General features: G+C 61.5%; 14 protein-coding genes. 3 read left to right on the top strand and 11 right to left on the bottom strand.

Annotated features, from left to right (window positions below):
- Both pncB and pncA read right to left on the bottom strand, forming a co-directional pair.
- On the bottom strand, window positions 1-1293 hold the full coding sequence (gene pncB, locus B5M07_RS16185) for a nicotinate phosphoribosyltransferase (protein WP_120352048.1): 1293 nt from the start codon (window positions 1291-1293) through the stop codon (window positions 1-3).
- Between the two features lie 69 nt (window positions 1294-1362).
- Window positions 1363-1959: a bifunctional nicotinamidase/pyrazinamidase gene (gene pncA, locus B5M07_RS16190; RefSeq protein ID WP_120352049.1), complete on the bottom strand. Its 597-nt coding sequence runs from the start codon at window positions 1957-1959 to the stop codon at window positions 1363-1365.
- Window positions 1960-2075: 116 nt separating this feature from the next.
- On the opposite strand from pncA, the gene trhO reads away from it, so the two are divergent.
- Window positions 2076-2975 carry an oxygen-dependent tRNA uridine(34) hydroxylase TrhO gene (gene trhO, locus B5M07_RS16195; protein ID WP_120352050.1) on the top strand — a complete coding sequence of 300 codons (900 nt, stop codon included), beginning with the start codon at window positions 2076-2078 and terminating at the stop codon, window positions 2973-2975.
- A 6-nt stretch (window positions 2976-2981) separates the two neighbouring features.
- On the opposite strand, the gene B5M07_RS16200 is transcribed toward trhO, so the two are convergent.
- From B5M07_RS16200 to B5M07_RS16220, 5 genes are all read right to left on the bottom strand, one after another.
- The gene (locus B5M07_RS16200; RefSeq protein WP_120352051.1) at window positions 2982-4310 is read right to left on the bottom strand and encodes an NAD(P)/FAD-dependent oxidoreductase; all 1329 of its coding nucleotides are present in this window, start codon (window positions 4308-4310) and stop codon (window positions 2982-2984) included.
- A complete protein-coding gene (locus B5M07_RS16205) occupies window positions 4307-5128 on the bottom strand; it encodes an ABC transporter permease (protein ID WP_120352052.1) in 822 nt (273 codons plus the stop codon). The genes B5M07_RS16200 and B5M07_RS16205 overlap by 4 nt, the downstream gene beginning before the upstream one ends.
- On the bottom strand, window positions 5125-6000 hold the full coding sequence (locus tag B5M07_RS16210; protein ID WP_120352053.1) for an ABC transporter permease subunit: 876 nt from the start codon (window positions 5998-6000) through the stop codon (window positions 5125-5127). The genes B5M07_RS16205 and B5M07_RS16210 overlap by 4 nt, the downstream gene beginning before the upstream one ends.
- 2 nt (window positions 6001-6002) lie before the next feature.
- Window positions 6003-7130, bottom strand: a complete 1128-nt coding sequence (locus B5M07_RS16215; protein WP_120352054.1) for an ABC transporter ATP-binding protein — start codon at window positions 7128-7130, stop codon at window positions 6003-6005.
- A gap of 88 nt (window positions 7131-7218) precedes the next feature.
- Window positions 7219-8304 (bottom strand): polyamine ABC transporter substrate-binding protein, encoded by a 1086-nt coding sequence (locus B5M07_RS16220; RefSeq protein WP_067622306.1) that lies wholly within the window; start codon window positions 8302-8304, stop codon window positions 7219-7221.
- 145 nt (window positions 8305-8449) lie between these two features.
- Here B5M07_RS16220 and B5M07_RS16225 point away from each other — a divergent pair, with 145 nt between their 5' ends.
- Complete coding sequence (locus B5M07_RS16225) at window positions 8450-9151, top strand: GntR family transcriptional regulator (protein WP_082849432.1); 702 nt, start codon at window positions 8450-8452, stop codon at window positions 9149-9151.
- 75 nt (window positions 9152-9226) lie between these two features.
- Window positions 9227-10621: an aspartate aminotransferase family protein gene (locus B5M07_RS16230; protein WP_120352055.1), complete on the top strand. Its 1395-nt coding sequence runs from the start codon at window positions 9227-9229 to the stop codon at window positions 10619-10621.
- Window positions 10622-10655: 34 nt separating this feature from the next.
- Here the strand turns inward: B5M07_RS16230 and B5M07_RS16235 are convergent, their stop codons facing one another.
- From B5M07_RS16235 to dapE, 4 genes are all read right to left on the bottom strand, one after another.
- Window positions 10656-11951, bottom strand: a complete 1296-nt coding sequence (locus B5M07_RS16235) for a lytic murein transglycosylase (protein WP_120352056.1) — start codon at window positions 11949-11951, stop codon at window positions 10656-10658.
- Window positions 11952-12052: 101 nt separating this feature from the next.
- Window positions 12053-14320, bottom strand: a complete 2268-nt coding sequence (gene rnr / locus B5M07_RS16240; RefSeq protein WP_120352057.1) for a ribonuclease R — start codon at window positions 14318-14320, stop codon at window positions 12053-12055.
- Window positions 14321-14352: 32 nt separating this feature from the next.
- The gene (locus B5M07_RS16245) at window positions 14353-14922 is read right to left on the bottom strand and encodes a TIGR04282 family arsenosugar biosynthesis glycosyltransferase (protein WP_120352058.1); all 570 of its coding nucleotides are present in this window, start codon (window positions 14920-14922) and stop codon (window positions 14353-14355) included.
- Window positions 14919-16064, bottom strand: a complete 1146-nt coding sequence (gene dapE, locus B5M07_RS16250; protein ID WP_120352059.1) for a succinyl-diaminopimelate desuccinylase — start codon at window positions 16062-16064, stop codon at window positions 14919-14921. Before dapE ends, B5M07_RS16245 begins: the two co-directional genes overlap by 4 nt.
- Window positions 16065-16130 lie beyond the last annotated feature (66 nt).

Consider the following 16130-nt stretch of genomic DNA (forward strand, 5'->3'; position numbering starts at 1 on the left):
TTAGACGATCACCTGCTGCGCGTCCTGCTCTCCTACCCCGAAGACCCGTTTGTAGCGCGCGATCTCATCCGCCGGGCCCATCGCTTTGTTGGGGTTGTCCGACAGTTTAACCGTGGGCCGCCCATTGGCGCTGACCGCTTTGCAGACAAGGCTGAAGGGTGCCAGCGCATCGTTCGGCACCAACCCGCGGAAGTCATTGGTCAGCAACGTGCCCCAGCCAAAGGAGACCTTGGCCTTACCCGCGAACTGCGCCTGAAGTTCTTTGATCTTATCGACATCCAGCCCATCGCTAAAGATCACCCGCTTGGCCGTCGGATCCTCTCCGCGCGCGCGCCACCAGTCGATGGCCGTCTGCGCCGCCGTGGCCGGATCACCGCTGTCGACGCGGATGCCGGTCCAGCCCGCCAGCCAGTCGGGCGCGTGGTCAAGGAAACCCTTGGTGCCATAGGTATCCGGCAGGATGATCCGCAGATTGCCTTCGTGTTCGTCATGCCAATCCGACAGCACGACGTAAGGTGCGCGAGCGAGCTCTTCATCATCATCGGCCAGCGCGGCATAGACCATCGGCAACTCATGCGCGTTCGTACCAATCGCCTCTAGCTCACGCATCATGGCGATGCGGCAGTTAGAGGTGCCGGTGAAAGCATTGCCCAGCCCCTCGTGCATCGCCTGCACGCACCAATCCTGCCAAAGGTACGAATGCCGCCGCCGGGTGCCAAAATCCGCGATCGAGAGGTTATCCACCTCGCGCAGCGCCTCGATCTTTTCCCAGACACGGGTCATCGCGCGGGCGTACAGCACCTGAAGCTCGAACTTGCCCATCGGGTCAAGTGCTGCACGGCTGCGCAACTCCATCAGCACCGCCAGCGCGGGGATCTCCCACAGCATGACCTCGTGCCACTTGCCCTCAAAGGTCAGTTCATATTGATCGCCCTTCCGCTCCAGATGGTAGGGCGGCAGGCGCATGCCTTCGAACCACTCCATGAAATCCGGGCGGAACATCTGGCGCTTGCCATAGAAGGTATTGCCGCGCAGCCAAGTGCTTTCGCCGCGGCTGAGACTGAGCGAGCGGATATGATCCAACTGCTCGCGCAGTTCGCCTTCGTCGATCAGCTTGGCCAGCGGGATATGGGTAGAGCGGTTGATCAGGCTAAAGGTGACCTGCGTGTCCGGCTTGTTGCGAAACACCGACTGGCACATCAGCAGCTTGTAGAAATCCGTGTCGATCAGCGACCGCACGATGGGGTCGATCTTCCACTTGTGGTTATAGACGCGGGTGGCGATGTCGACCATGGGAGGTTCCTTATTGCATGCCCCTTCATGCCAAGGGCGCGGCCAGATGGGCAAGGGGAAAGCGGCGGATTAGGCCAGCGTCACCCCCGCCGCGCGCATGCCTTCGCGGGCTTTGGCCAGCGACCCGTCCAGATCGATCGCGCGGCACAGGTCTTCGCGGACATCCACCTTGAACCCCAGCTTTGCCGCATCCACAGCCGAGAAGTTCACGCAGAAATCCAGCGCCAGCCCAACCATCGTCAGCCGTTCGATCCCGCGCGTGCGCAGGTAGCCTTCGAGCCCTGTGGGGGTGCGGTGATCATTCTCAAAAAACGCCGAATAGCTGTCGATGTCGGGGTTATAGCCCTTGCGGATGATCAGATCGGCGCGGTCGGCTTGCAGCTCGGGGTGGAACTGCGCGCCGATGCTGCCTTGGATGCAATGATCGGGCCACAGCACCTGCGGGCCGTAGGGCATGGTGACGATCTCGTAGGGCGTATTGTTCTTATGCGAAGAGGCGAATGACGAATGCCCCGCCGGGTGCCAATCCTGCGTCAAGATCACGGCGTCGAACTCAGACATCAGCGCATTGATGCCGCGCAGAATCTCATCGCCTTGGGGCACTTCCAGCGCGCCGCCGGGGCAGAAATCATTTTGGACGTCGATCACGATCAGGGCATGGGTCATGGGCAGTCTCCTCCGTTCAAAGGGGTAGGGCGTTCAAAGGGGTAGGGCTGCGGGTGGGTTAGGTCAATGGCACGCCCCGGATTGAGCTTTGCGCCCGAAGCGCTTATTTGACGCTCATGTATACCATTGCCGCCCTATATCACTTCACCCGTTTTGAGGATCCCGCAGCGCTTAAGCCTGCGCTGCTGGCGCTTTGCGAGGCGCAATCGGTCATGGGCACGCTGCTTTTGGCTCCCGAAGGGGTGAACGGCACCATCGCCGGGCCGCGCGCCGGGATCGACGCAGTGATCGCCCATCTGCGCGCCCTGCCCGGCTGCGCCGATCTGGAATGGAAAGAAGCCACCAGCGACAAGCCGCCTTTTGGCAAGATGAAGGTCCGCATCAAGCGTGAGATCGTCACCATGGGCCAGCCCGATGTCGATCCGCGCGCAAAGGTGGGGCACTACGTCGACCCCAAAGAGTGGAACGAGTTGATCCGCTCGCCCGATGTGGCGGTGATCGACACGCGCAACAATTACGAAGTGGCCATCGGCACCTTTGAAGGGGCGGTCGACCCGCAGACCGAAAGTTTCGGCGAATTCCCCGAATGGTGGGAGGCGAACAAAGACCGTTTCCACAACAAGAAGATCGCGATGTTCTGCACCGGCGGCATCCGTTGCGAGAAATCGACCAATTATCTGATCGGTCAGGGGGTTGAGGATGTCTTTCACCTCAAAGGCGGCATCCTGAAGTACCTCGAAGAGGTGCCCGAACAGGAAAGCACGTGGGAAGGCGATTGCTTTGTCTTTGACAACCGCGTCAGCGTCGGCCACGGGCTGCGCGAGGGGCCGCATATGCTCTGCCACGGCTGCCGCCGCCCGATCCTGCCTGACGATACGACACACCCCGCCTATGAGGCTGGCGTGTCCTGTCATCAGTGTGCGGAAGAGACATCGGACGCCGACAAAGAGCGTTTTCGCGAGCGCCAACGTCAGATCATGCTGGCAAAAGAACGCGGAGCGTCAGAGCAAGGCTAAGCGCCTTTAACGGTCCGACAGCGCAAACCCCGCATAGGCAAAGGGCATGACCGCCCGGCGAAAGCGGCCCAACTCGAACCGCGCAAGCGGGGCGCGCATGGGGGCGGGGTAGGGCCGCTCTGGCGTCTTGCCGCGTACCAGATCAGCCAAAAGCGCACCGGAATAGCTGGCCATCGCCACACCATTGCCGTGGTAGCACAGCCCCGCGAACATGCCCGGCTGATCCGGCACCTCGCCTACAAAGGGCATGCGGTTGCGGGCGATACAGACCATTCCGGACCATCCATGCGGTGTCTCTACATCGCGCCACGCGGGGAACATCGCCTCGAAATCTGCCCGCGCGCGGCGCAGGGCGCGCGCCTCGGACGCTGGGCTCGACAGCAGACCGCCGCGCACACCGAACAACATGCGATTGTCGGGCATCAGGCGGAAGTAATGCAGCAGGTGGCGGCTGTCATAGCAGGCCTGTCGGCTGGTCCAGCCTTGGGCAGACAACTCTGCCTCGGTCATTGGGCGGGTCACGATCACGCTGGACTGCGTTGGCATGTAACGTGCGGCAAGCCACGGCGGCAGGTCTTCGGAGGAATAGCCGTTGGTGGCGATGATCACCCGCTCGGCGCGGATGCGCCCCTTGGGGGTGGTGACGTCGAATGCGCCGTCGCGCCGTGTCACGTTGAGGGCTAGGCTGTTGTGATAGACCGTGGCCCCCGCGTCTTCTGCGGCCTGCGCTAGGGCGGTCACATATTTGCGGGGGTTCAGGCCAAATCCAATCGGCACAGTGATCGCGCCTTCGAAGCCCGCGCTCAGCCCCTCTGCGGCCAAATTGGCCTTTTCGGTCAGCCGTGCCGTGACGCCGTAATTCTCTGCGTAATAATCCAGCTTGCCGCGCATCTCATCAAAATCGCGCGGGCGGTGGGCCAGTTGGGTTTCGCCGTGGGAATGACGGTCTACGTCGACGCCACTGGTGGTGATGAAATCCTCCACCTGCCCTATCGCTGCCTTCTCGGCCTGCCGCCACGCAAGCCGCTCTTGCCGCCCGAATTTGCGGTCGAGCGCCGCATCGTCGAGCATCCCGCCGCCCAAACAGCAAAAGCCCCCGTTGCGGCCGGATGCGCCAAAGCCAACGCGCTCGGCCTCCAGCACCGTGGCCCCTACCCCGGCTTGCGCCAGATGCAGCGCCGCGTTGAGACCGGTGAACCCGCCGCCGATGATCGCCACATCGGCCTGCGCGTCGCCCTCTTGCGCCGGGCAGGCCGGCGCGGCGCAGGTTTCATCCCACCAGCATCCCGCGCGCGGTGCCTCGGAATAGGCGAAATCCGCGTAGATGCGCCTCATGAGGCGGGCCGTTCCGCCGCACGGGCCTCCTCTTGCGCGCGTAGGCTGGAGCGTTTGCTGACCAACGACGCGGTGATGACACCGACAGTGACGATGGCGATCATGATCGTCGACAGCGCGTTGATCTCAGGCGAGACCCCCAAACGCACGGCGCTGAAGATTTTGATCGGCAACGTCGTCGCCGACGGCCCGGCGGTGAAGGAGGCGATCACCAGATCATCAAGGCTCAGCGTGAAGGCCAAGAGCCAGCCCGAGATCACCGCAGGCGCGATGATCGGCAGGGTGACCAGACGAAACGCCTCCCAAGGAGACGAACCCAGATCAAGCGCGGCCTCCTCCAACGAGCGGTCAAAAGACACCAGCCGCGAAGACACGACGACCGAGACGTAGCACATCGAAAAGGTCGTATGCGCCAGCACGATGGTCAGCACGCCCCGGTCCAGCCCGATGCCGATGAACAGCAAAAGCAGCGACAGGCCGGTGATCACCTCGGGCATCACCAGCGGCGCGTAGATCATACCGGAAAACAGCGTCCGCCCCATAAAGCGCCCGCCGCGCACCAGCACATAGGCGGCCATCGTGCCCAGCACCGTGGCGATCGACGACGAAATCACCGCGACCTTGATCGTGACCCAAGCGGCGTTCAAAAAGGCTTCGTTTTGCAGCAACTCGCTATACCAACGGGTCGAAAAACCGGCCCAAACCGTCACCAGTTTCGAGGCGTTGAAGCTGTAGATCACCAGAATGATCATCGGCAGGTAAAGAAAGGCAAACCCCAGCGTCAGTGAGGTCACGTTGAACCATGTCATCCGCTTCATTGTTCGGCCTCCGCCTGTTTCTGCTGGTTGCGCTGGAACAGGATGATCGGGATGATCAGGATCAGCAGCAAGATCACGGCAACGGCGCTCGCCACCGGCCAGTCGCGGTTGTTAAAGAACTCTTCCCAAAGCACTTTGCCGATCATCAGCGTGCCCGACCCGCCCAGTAGCGAGGGGATCACGAATTCGCCCAAGGCGGGGATGAAGACCAGAAAACTGCCCGCCACGATGCCATTGCGCGACAACGGGATCGTTACCAGCCAGAAGGCTTGCAGCCGCGAACAGCCCAAATCTTCGGCGGCCTCGTTTAGCGATTCATCCAGACGGTCCAGCGCAGCGTAAATCGGCAAGATCATGAACGGCAGGTAGGTATAGACGATGCCGATATAGACTGCCGTATTGGTATTAAGGATCTGTAAAGGCTCTGCCGTTAGACCCAACCCCATCAGCAATTGATTCAGCAGCCCTTCGTTGCTGAGAATGCCCATCCACGCATAGACGCGGATCAGGAAGGAGGTCCAGAAGGGTAAGATCACCAACATCATCAATGTGGCGCGCCACTCTTCGGGGGCGCGGGCCATGCCGTAGGCGATAGGATAGCCGACCAACAGCGTAAAGACGGTCGAGACCACAGCGATGCGCAGCGAACTAAGGTAGGCTTTCCAATACAGATCGTCGGAGGCGAGGAAGGTGAAATTCTCGAAATCCAATTGGGCGATCAGCGCGCCGATGCCATCCTTGATGGTCGGCGTGTAGGGCGGAATCGCCAGCGCCGTGTCAGACAAGGAGATTTTGAAAACAATCAGGAAAGGCACCAGAAACAGCGCCAGCAGCCAGAAATAGGGGACCGCGATCAGGGCGAAGCGACGCATGTTCATTGCGCCAACAAGACGCCTGCGGTGGCGCTCCATGAAATCCAAACGGGGTCTTCCCACGTGATGTCGCGCCGCGCGATGCGCCGGGTGTTGGCTGTCTGCGCTTTGATCACCTGCCCCCCGGGCAGTTCGACGTGATAGGTGCTGAGGTTTCCCAGATACGCGATGTCGAGCACTTTGCCCTGTAGCGCATTGGGGGCATCCTCGGGCCGGTCGGTCGAGATACGAATTTTCTCGGGTCGGATCGCCAGATGGGCCTGCTGCCCCTCGCTGAACGGCACGGCAGAGGTCGCGGTCAGCGGCGGCTGCCCGTCGATCCAGTTCAGATGATATTGGTCTTGGCCAATGGCCTTGGTGCTGGCTTCGATGATGTTCACGTCGCCGATGAAGTCGGCCACGTAGACGGAATTCGGCGCCTCATAGATTTCAGCCGGGGTGGCCACCTGAATGACGCGCCCCTCGTCCATCACCGCCACGCGGGAGGCGACGGTCATCGCCTCTTCTTGGTCGTGGGTCACGATAACAAAAGTTGTGCCGGTGGATTCTTGAATATCCATCAGCTCGAACTGGGTGTCTTGGCGCAATTTTTTATCGAGCGCGCCCAAGGGTTCATCCAAGAGCAAAAGCTTCGGCGCTTTTGCCAGCGACCGCGCCAGTGCAACGCGCTGCCGTTGGCCGCCGGAGATCTGATGCGGTTTGCGGCGGGCGAATTTCTCTAGCCGGGTCAGTTTCAGCATCTCGGCCACACGGGCCGCAATCGCGTCCTTGTCCATTTTGTCGCGGCGCAGACCAAAGGCGATGTTGTCCCAGATGCTAAGATGCGGGAACAGCGCATAGGACTGGAACATCATGTTCACCGCCCGTTTGTTCGGCGGCACCGGGCCGATGTCTTGCCCGGCCAGTTCGATTTGCCCGGAGGTTGGGTTTTCAAACCCCGCCAGCATCCGCATCATCGTCGTCTTGCCGCAGCCCGATGGGCCCAGCAGAGCAAAGAATTCCTGCGCATAAATGTCCAAAGACAGGTCGTCGATGGCGACGAATTCACCGAATTTCTTAGTTACATTCTTAAAGCGAATGAGCGGTTTTTCGTCGGGGTCGTTCCAGGGGGCGAAGACGGTTGGGCTCACGGTTGAGACATCCTTTGATCGGGCTTTGATCGGGTCGCGGGGCAAGAAAAAGGGGCGCGACCAGACTGGCCGCACCCCCTGTCTCGGATCAGGTACCAGACTTGATCTTGGTCCAGAGCCGGGTCACCACGCGCTGCACTTTCGGCGGGTAGGGTGTGGTGGTGAACAGGTTGTTCAGCGCCGCTTCGGAAGGGTAGATCGCCGGGTCGCCGATCACATCCTCGACCAAATGCTCTTGCGAGGCTTTGTTGCCGTTCGCGTAGTACACGTAGTTCGACGCTGCCGCCATATTCTCGGCGTCCATGATGAAGTTCAGAAACTTATGCGCGCCCTCGGGGTTTGGCGCGTCGACCGGGATGGCCATCTGGTCGAACCACATCTGCGCCCCTTCGGAGGGGGCGTTGTAGGCGATCTCAACGCCGTTGTCGGCTTCGGCCGCGCGGTCGCGGGCCTGCAGAATATCGCCGGACCAGCCGACTGCGACGCAGACATCACCGTTGGCCAAAGCATTGATATATTCCGAGGAGTGGAATTTTTGGATGTAGGGGCGGACCGGCATGAAGACCTCCTCCGCCTTTGCGATTACATCGGGGTCATGGCTGTTGGGGTCTTCGCCGATGTAGTTCAGCGCCGCCGGGATCATCTCGGCCGGGGCATCGAGGAAATGCACGCCGCAATCGGCCAGTTTCTCCATATTGGCAGGGTCGAAAACCAGGTCCCAAGAATCGACCGGGGCGTCTTCGCCCAAAGCTTCTTTGACCTTGCCGAGGTTCACGCCGATGCCTGTGGTGCCCCACATGTAGTTGATCGAATGCGCGTTGTCGGGATCATATTGTTCGGTCCGCGAGGAAACCACATCCCACATATTTTCAAGGTTGGGCAGCTTGGAGGCATCCAGCGGCTGAAATGCACCGGCAGTGATCTGGCGCTGCAGGAAGGTGCCCGAGGGGACAACCACGTCATAGCCCGACCCACCGGCCAGCATTTTGGTCTCTAGCACTTCGTTGCTGTCGAACACGTCATAGACCAGTTCGATGCCGGTCTCTTCTTCGAATTTATCCAGCAGGGATTCGTCGATATAATCCGACCAGTTGTAGACGCGGACCGTTTCGGCAGTGGCGGCACCTGCCATCAAGGTGGCGACGGCGACGCTGCTTAGTAGCACATGTTTCATTTCATACTCCCGTTAGACAGGTCGGGTTGATCCCCACCTTTCGTCAATTTGATCAAGTTTTGCCTCCTCGGGCAAGATGGTTTATGCTTTCATGCAGAATGAAATGCTGCAACACACGGCGAAACAAGACGGAAAGACCGCTCCCATGGGTTCAGAAAAGACCGATCCGAGATTGCTTCCCGCCGCCGATGCGGCGGTCAAGACACCAATCCATCAGCATGTTTACGAACGTCTGCGCAAGATGATTCTCTTTGGCGATTTGGCCCCCGGACAGGGGGTTACGATCCAAGGTCTGACCGCCGCGTTGGATGCAGGCATGACGCCCGTGCGCGAGGCCATCCGACGCCTGATCTCCGAAGGGGCGCTGACCCATTTGGGCAACCGCCGTGTCACCGTGCCAGAGCTGACCCACGCCGGGCTGGAAGAACTGGGATTCATGCGTGAAACGCTAGAGCCGGAACTGACCAAACGCGCCGCAAACCGCATGACAGACGGGCGCTTGAACGCTCTGCATGATTGCGACAACGCGCTGAACCTTGCCATTGATCGGGGCGATGTCGGTGGCTATCTGATGCAGAACTACAGCTTTCACAGGATGATCTACGACCTTGCAGAGGCGCCCATCATGGCCGCCACGGTGGACCGGTTGTGGCTGCGTTTCGGCCCCTCGCTTCGCGTGGTTTGCGGGCGCTATGGCACCAGCAATCTGCCCGATAAACACGCAGAACTTCTTGCGGCCTTTGCCGCCGGGGATGCCGCATTGGCGGGTGAGGTCATGGCAGGCGATGTTGCACAAGGAATGACCCAAATCCGCGCCGCCCTTGATGGGTTGCCCATTCCGCGTTGATTCGATTGACATGCTATAATTTGATCATATTCTGCAGCGAAGCTTATTTTTCACGCAGATAGAAGGTGCACAGACATGCCGCCCATTACGAATCACCTCCCCACCGCGGACCTTCAAGCGCTTGATGCGGCGCATCATATGCATCCTTTCACCACCAATGATGATTTGGGCGACAAGGGCGCGCGCATCATCACACGGGCCAAGGGCATCTATTTGACCGACAGCGAGGGGAATGAAATCCTCGATGCGATGGCGGGGCTGTGGTGTGTGAACCTTGGCTATGGCCGCGAAGAGATGGGCAAGGTCGCCGCACGGCAGATGAACGAACTGCCCTATTACAACACCTTCTTCCAAACGACCCATGTGCCCGCCATCGCGCTGGCCAAGGAACTGGCCGACCTCGCTCCCGGTGATTTGAACCATGTCTTTTTCGCCGGGTCCGGATCAGAGGCGAACGACACCAACCTGCGCATGGTCCGCACCTATTGGGCGCAAAAGGGCAAGCCCGAGAAGAGCCATATCATCAGCCGCAAGAATGCTTATCACGGCTCTTCGGTCGGGTCGGCCAGTCTGGGCGGCATGACCTATATGCATGAGCAAGGCGGCCTGCCGATCCCCGGCATCCATCACATCGGTCAGCCCGATTGGTATGCCGAGGGCGGTGATATGTCGCCCGAGAACTTCGGCCTGAAACGGGCGCAGGAGCTGGACGCGAAGATCGTCGAACTGGGTGCCGACAAGGTTGCCGCCTTCATTGCCGAACCCGTGCAGGGCGCCGGCGGGGTTGTCATTCCGCCCAGCACCTACTGGCCCGAGATTCAGCGCATTTGCGACAAACACGACATTCTGTTGATCGCCGACGAGGTGATCTGTGGCTTTGGCCGGACAGGGAACTGGTTCGGCTCGCAAACCATGGGGATCAAGCCGCATATCATGACCATCGCCAAGGGCCTCAGCTCGGGCTACGCGCCGATTGGCGGGTCGATTGTGTGTGACGAAGTGGCCGAGGTCATCAACGCCTGCGAATTCAACCATGGCTACACCTATTCCGGTCACCCGGTCTGTGCCGCCGTGGCGCTGGAAAACCTGCGCATCATGCAAGAAGAGAACATCGTCGACCATGTGCGAGACGTCGCCGCCCCCGCGCTGAAAGAGGCGCTGGATAAGCTGGGAGAGCATCCGCTGGTTGGCGGGGTCAACGTCTCTGGCCTGATGGCGTCTCTGCCGCTGACGCCGGATAAGGAAAGCCGTGCGCAATTCGCGGACGGGGGCGTCGCTGGCTACACCTGCCGGGAGCATTGCTTTGCCAATAATCTGGTAATGCGCCATGTCGGCGACCGGATGATCATCTCTCCGCCGCTGATCATCACGCCCGAAGAGATCAAGATCTTCGCCGCACGGGCGACCAAGGCGCTGGATGCGACCTATACCGATCTGAAAGACAAGGACATGCTGAAAGCTGCGTCCTAAACGACCCGGGCTGCCCCCGTTTGGGGGCGGCCCTTTATTCGTTTCGCAGTCGGGCCAGCAGCCGGGGCGAAGCATAGCCATCCGGCGCGATCCCCTCGGACTGCTGATAGCTGCGCACGGCATTGACGGTCAGCGGGCCGATCTTGGCGTCGATCTTTTGCGTGTCAAAACCCGCCTTCGTCAGCAGGGTCTGCAATTCGATCCGCTCATCAAAACTCAGCGCGCGGTCCTCGCGGGGCCACTCTTGCTTTATCTCCCCCGCGCCGTCGATCCGGTCGGCCAAATGGCCGACGCCGATGACATAGGCATCCGCCGTGTTATAGCGCTCGATCACCGCGAAATTCGGGAAGATCATAAAGGCCGCGCCCTGCGCACCTGCGGGCAGCAGGATCGACGCGGGCCCGTGATCCGCCACCGCGTCGCCATTCAACGCTGTCACGCCAAGGTCGGCCCATTCCGCCGGGGTCTTGGTCACCTCACGGTCGGCCAGCAGATAGTCAAACCCCTCGGGCAGGGCCACTTCGACACCCCAAGGCTGGCCCGTCGTCCAGCCGAAATGCTTGAGATATGCAGCGGTAGAGGCCAGCGCATCGCTGGGGTTGTCGCCCCAAATGTCCCGCCGCCCGTCACCGTCCCAATCGACGGCATGGGCGTGGAAGGACGACGGCATGAACTGCGTATGCCCCATCGCGCCCGCCCAAGAGCCACGCAATTGCTCTGCATCGGTATCGCCCGCCTGCAAAATACGCAGAGCGTCCAGCAATTCGCCCTCGAAAAATTCCGCCCGCCGCGCGTCGTAGGCGAGGGTGGCCAGCGAATTCAGCACGCTGTCGCCGCCTCGGAAACTGCCATAGGCGCTCTCTAGCCCCCAGATCGCGGTGACGATCTCTTTCTCAACGCCATATTTGATTTCGATATCTTCCAGCGTGCGCTCCCACTGGGCCAACGCCTTTTGCCCGTTCTGCACCCGCAGATCCGAGGTCGCGGTGTCGAGGTAATCCCAGATCGTTTTGGTAAACTCCGACTGGTTGCGGTCGCGGCGGATCACCTCGGTATCATAGAGCACCGTATCCAGCGCGCGGTCAAAGACATCCGGGTCGATGCCCTGCTGCAGGGCGCGGGGCCGGAATTCCGTCACCCAAGCGCGCAACCCGGCCTCATCTCCGGTGGCCTCTGGGGCGGCTTGCTCTGCCGGGGTGGCGGAAACAACCACGGCCTGCGACGTGCGCGGCGCGGGCCGCGTAGATTCAGCAGGACCAGACCCAAAGGCCGGAGCCCCCATGCCTGCGGTCGCAAGAATGCCTGAAATCATCGCGTAATGCCGGATCATAATCGCCTCACCTCATAGAGTTGCGACAAATCCTATGCCCGCCCCGCCCCGGTGGAAAGGGAGGGGCGCGGCCATCCGCGAAGCTCCGCCTGTTTGCCGTCTCAGCGGCGGGTGCGGGTCACTTTGCGCTTGATCTTGTCCTTCTTGCGCTTGGCCTTCACGGCCTTGCCGCGCGGATTGCGGCCTGCCGGGCTGCGCCGACTGCCACCCCCGCCTTGCTTGACCTTTTTATCTTCGATCTCAAGCAGTTCCAGTGCGATGCCCCCGGTGACGGGCACCGCCTCGGCCAGCCGTACGGTCACCCGTTGGCCGATGCCGATGATCATGCCGGTATCGGACCCCATCAGCGTCTGCGCCTCTGGATCATGGTGAAAGTACTCGCGCCCCAAAGACCGCATCGGCACCAGCCCATCCGCTCCAGTCTCGTCCAGCTTCACGAAGGCCCCGAACCGGGCGATGCCGCTGATCCGACCGGTGAACTCATTGCCCACACGCTCTGACAAGAAGGCGGCGAGGTAGCGGTCAGTCGTGTCGCGCTCTGCCACCATTGAGCGCCGCTCGGTATCCGAGATATGCGCGCCGGTCTGTTCCAGCCCTTCGATCTCTTCCGGGGTCAAACCGTCCTTGCCCCAGCCATGCGCCGTGATTAGCGCACGGTGCACAATCAGGTCGGCATAGCGCCGGATCGGAGAGGTAAAATGCGCATAAGACCGCAGGGCGAGGCCAAAGTGCCCGATATGCGCGGGCCCGTAATAGGCCTGCGTCATCGACCGCAGGGTGCTGAGGTTGATCAGCTCCGCATCATTCGTCCCCGCCGCCTGATCCAGCAGGCGGTTAAGATGCGCGGTCTGCAAAACCTGCCCCTTAGCCAGCGTAAAGCCTGCCGCCTGCGCCGTTTCGCGCAAGGACTCAAGCTTCTCCGGCGAGGGTTCCTCGTGGATACGGAACAGCAGCGGGGTTTTCTTTTTCAGCAGTGTCTCGGCGGCGGCGACATTGGCCAGCACCATGAACTCTTCGATCAGCTTATGCGCGTCGAGCCGTTCGCGGAAGTTGACCGATTTCACCTTGCCATCGTCACCCAACTCAATCCGGCGTTCCGGTAGGTCCAACTCAAGCGGCTGCCGCTCGGCCCGCGCGGTTTTCAGCGCGCCGTAGGCGGCATAAAGCGGTTTCAGCACAAGCTCCAACAGCGGGCCAGTGCGGTCGTTCGGGTTGCCGTCAATGGCGTCCTGCACCTCTTCGTAATGCAAGGATGCGGGCGAACGCATCAGCCCGCGATGGAACGTATGGCCGGTCTTGTTGCCCTTGGCATCCAGCACCATACGCACGGCGATACAGGCGCGCGGGACACCTTCGTGCAATGAGCACAGATCGCCCGACAGGCGATCCGGCAGCATCGGCACCACCCGGTCGGGGAAATAGGTCGAGTTACCCCGTTTGCGCGCCTCGATATCCAGCGCTGAACCGGGCGTGACATAGGCGGCCACATCCGCGATGGCGACCCAGACGACATGACCGCCTTCGTTCTTGGGGTCCTCATCCGCATGGGCATAGCAGGCGTCATCATGGTCGCGTGCATCGGACGGGTCGATGGTGACCAGCGGCAGGTCACGCAGGTCTTCGCGGCCCTTAAGGCCCTGCGGTTTGGCGGCATCGGCCTGTTCGACCACATCATCGGGGAAATCATCGGGAATGCCGTGCTGGTGGATCGCGATGAGCGACACCGCGCGCGGCTCGGACGGGTCGCCCAACCGCTCGACGATGCGGGCACGGGGGGAGCCCATGCGCCCCTTTGGCCCGGCCTGCTCGGCTTCGACCAGTTCACCGTCTTTGGCCCCGTGGGTATGGTCCGCCCCGACGCGCCATTCACGGTCAGCGCCCTTGTCGATTGGCACGATCCGCCCGCCCTCGGCAGCCTTGCGGAAGATGCCCAAGACCTTTTTCGGATTGCTGCCAATGCGGCGGATCAGCCGCGCCTCATAATGGTGGTCTTCGCCTTTCACCAGCGTCAGCCGTGCCAGAATGCGGTCGCCTTCGCCAAGGGCGGGATCACTGTCGCGCGGGATCAACAGCACGACGGGCTCTTTCCCCTCGCCATGCCATTCCATCGGCTTGGCAAACAGATCACCATCCTTGTCCGGCCCGGTGACCAGCAGCACCGAGACAGGCGGCAAGCGATCCGGATCCTGATAGCTGCGCTGGCGCTTTTCCAGATGGCCCTCGGCCTCCAGTTCTTTCAACACGCGCTTCAGGTCGATCCGCGCCGCACCTTTGATGCCAAAGGCTTTGGCGATGTCGCGCTTGGCGGTCAGCGTGGGGTTCTGTTCGATCCAATCGAGGATCTCGGATTTGCTGGGTATCTTGCTCATAATTCAGCAGGTAGCACGCAGCCCCCCTGTCGTCATGGCAAATCGTGAATTTCGTCCACGTCGCGCAGGGTCGAAACTTGCGCAATCCGGTAGCCCGGCAGGGTCGCGCGACTGTCGGCCAGCGCGTGCGGGCCGGACCAGCGCACAGCGTCGAACAGGCTGGGCGGTGCGCGGTGGGGGTGTTTCAACCCCACCAGCCAGTAGCCCCCATCGGGCGCGGGGCCAAAGACCGCGTCATGTCGTCCGAGCGCATCGAAGGCCCGCGCAAGTTCCTTGCGATTAATGCCGGGAATATCCGCCCCGATCACACAGGCCGGGCCGGGTGCGGCGCGTAGCATCCGTGCCATGCGGTCGCCCAGATTGCCCCTGCCCTGCGGCCAGCGGGGCAAATGCGCGGGCCAAACCCGACTTTGCAGCCCTTCGACATCCGGCGCGACAGCCAGCACCACCTGCCAACGTGGATCTTCAATGCGGCGCAGCAGGCGGCGCGTCTGGTGGCGAAACCACCATGCCGCGCCCACCATGCCAAGGTCACGGCCCAGCCGGGTTTTCACCCGACCGGGATGCGGTTCTTTTACCATAACGATGAGCGTTGGTTTCACGTGAAATAATTCCGCAGCACGCGGGTGTAGATGGATTTAAGCTGTCCGATATGTTCGACCCGCACATGTTCATCGACTTGGTGCATGGACTGGCCGACCAAACCGAACTCGACCACCGGGCAATGCGCTTTGACAAAACGCGCGTCCGAGGTGCCGCCGGTGGTCGAGAGTTCCGGCTTCACCCCAGTCTCCGCCTCGACCGCGCCCGAAACCAGATCGGACAGAGCGCCCGGCGGGGTGATAAAGCTCTCGCCGGAGATCTTGATCTCCACCTCCACCTGTAGGCCGAATTGCTCGGCGATTTTGTGCGCTTCGCCGCGCAGCCAATCGCTGAGGCTTGCGCCTGAATGGTGGTCGTTGAACCGGATATTCACCGCGCCGCGGCACTGCGCCGGGATCACGTTGGTGGCTTTGTTGCCAGTGTCGACCGTGACAACCGCCAGTGTCGACGGATCGAAATGATCGCTGCCCTGATCCAACTCATGGCTGGCCAAACGGTCCATCAGCCGCATCATCGCGGGCAGCGGGTTGTTGGCCCGGTGCGGATAGGCCGCGTGGCCCTGTTTGCCCGTCACCTTGAAATGCGCGTTCATCGACCCGCGCCGCCCGATCTTGATCATGTCGCCCATGGTTTCGGGGCAAGTCGGCTCCCCCACAAGGCAGACATCCATCCGCTCGCCGTTCTCGGTCATATAGTCCAACAGCGCCGTGGTCCCGTCGAGCGCGTCGCCCTCTTCGTCCCCGGTGATCGCCAGCACGATGGAACCATCGGGCGGTGTGTCTTTGACGAAATCAACCGCCGCCGCGACAAAGGCCGCCACGCCGGATTTCATGTCGGTGGTGCCGCGGCCATACATGATGCCGTCTTTGATCTCGGCTCCGAAGGGGGGCATCGACCAGTCGGCCTCATCCCCGATGGGGACCACATCGGTGTGACCGTTAAAGCCGAAAGACTTGGTGTTGCCCTTGTTGCCCCAGCGGGCAAAAAGGTTGCAAATGCCGCCCCGGTCCACGCGCGTACAGTCGAACCCAGCCGCGCCCAGCACCTCTTCCAGCACTTCCAACGCACCATCGTTGACGGGGGTGACAGAGGCGCAGCGCACCAGTTTTGCGGTGAGATCAACAGGGTCGAGACCGGACATTTCGGCTCCTATTCAGGGGTTATCGCTTGTCCGGTAACTTGTGTGGGCAAATCGCGCCGATGCCAA

Source organism: Sulfitobacter sp. D7 (assembly GCF_003611275.1).
Lineage (GTDB): Bacteria > Pseudomonadota > Alphaproteobacteria > Rhodobacterales > Rhodobacteraceae > Sulfitobacter > Sulfitobacter profundi.

Bases quoted from the DNA above. Each gene is read 5' to 3' on its own strand.
- pncB (WP_120352048.1), bottom strand. From the start codon at position 1,293: ATGGTCGACATCGCCACCCGCGTCTATAACCACAAGTGGAAGATCGAC.
- pncA (WP_120352049.1), bottom strand. From the start codon at position 1,959: ATGACCCATGCCCTGATCGTGATCGACGTCCAAAATGATTTCTGCCCC.
- trhO (WP_120352050.1), top strand. From the start codon at position 2,076: ATGTATACCATTGCCGCCCTATATCACTTCACCCGTTTTGAGGATCCC.
- B5M07_RS16200 (WP_120352051.1), bottom strand. From the start codon at position 4,310: ATGAGGCGCATCTACGCGGATTTCGCCTATTCCGAGGCACCGCGCGCG.
- B5M07_RS16205 (WP_120352052.1), bottom strand. From the start codon at position 5,128: ATGAAGCGGATGACATGGTTCAACGTGACCTCACTGACGCTGGGGTTT.
- B5M07_RS16210 (WP_120352053.1), bottom strand. From the start codon at position 6,000: ATGCGTCGCTTCGCCCTGATCGCGGTCCCCTATTTCTGGCTGCTGGCG.
- B5M07_RS16220 (WP_067622306.1), bottom strand. From the start codon at position 8,304: ATGAAACATGTGCTACTAAGCAGCGTCGCCGTCGCCACCTTGATGGCA.
- B5M07_RS16225 (WP_082849432.1), top strand. From the start codon at position 8,450: ATGGGTTCAGAAAAGACCGATCCGAGATTGCTTCCCGCCGCCGATGCG.
- B5M07_RS16230 (WP_120352055.1), top strand. From the start codon at position 9,227: ATGCCGCCCATTACGAATCACCTCCCCACCGCGGACCTTCAAGCGCTT.
- B5M07_RS16235 (WP_120352056.1), bottom strand. From the start codon at position 11,951: ATGATCCGGCATTACGCGATGATTTCAGGCATTCTTGCGACCGCAGGC.
- rnr (WP_120352057.1), bottom strand. From the start codon at position 14,320: ATGAGCAAGATACCCAGCAAATCCGAGATCCTCGATTGGATCGAACAG.
- dapE (WP_120352059.1), bottom strand. From the start codon at position 16,064: ATGTCCGGTCTCGACCCTGTTGATCTCACCGCAAAACTGGTGCGCTGC.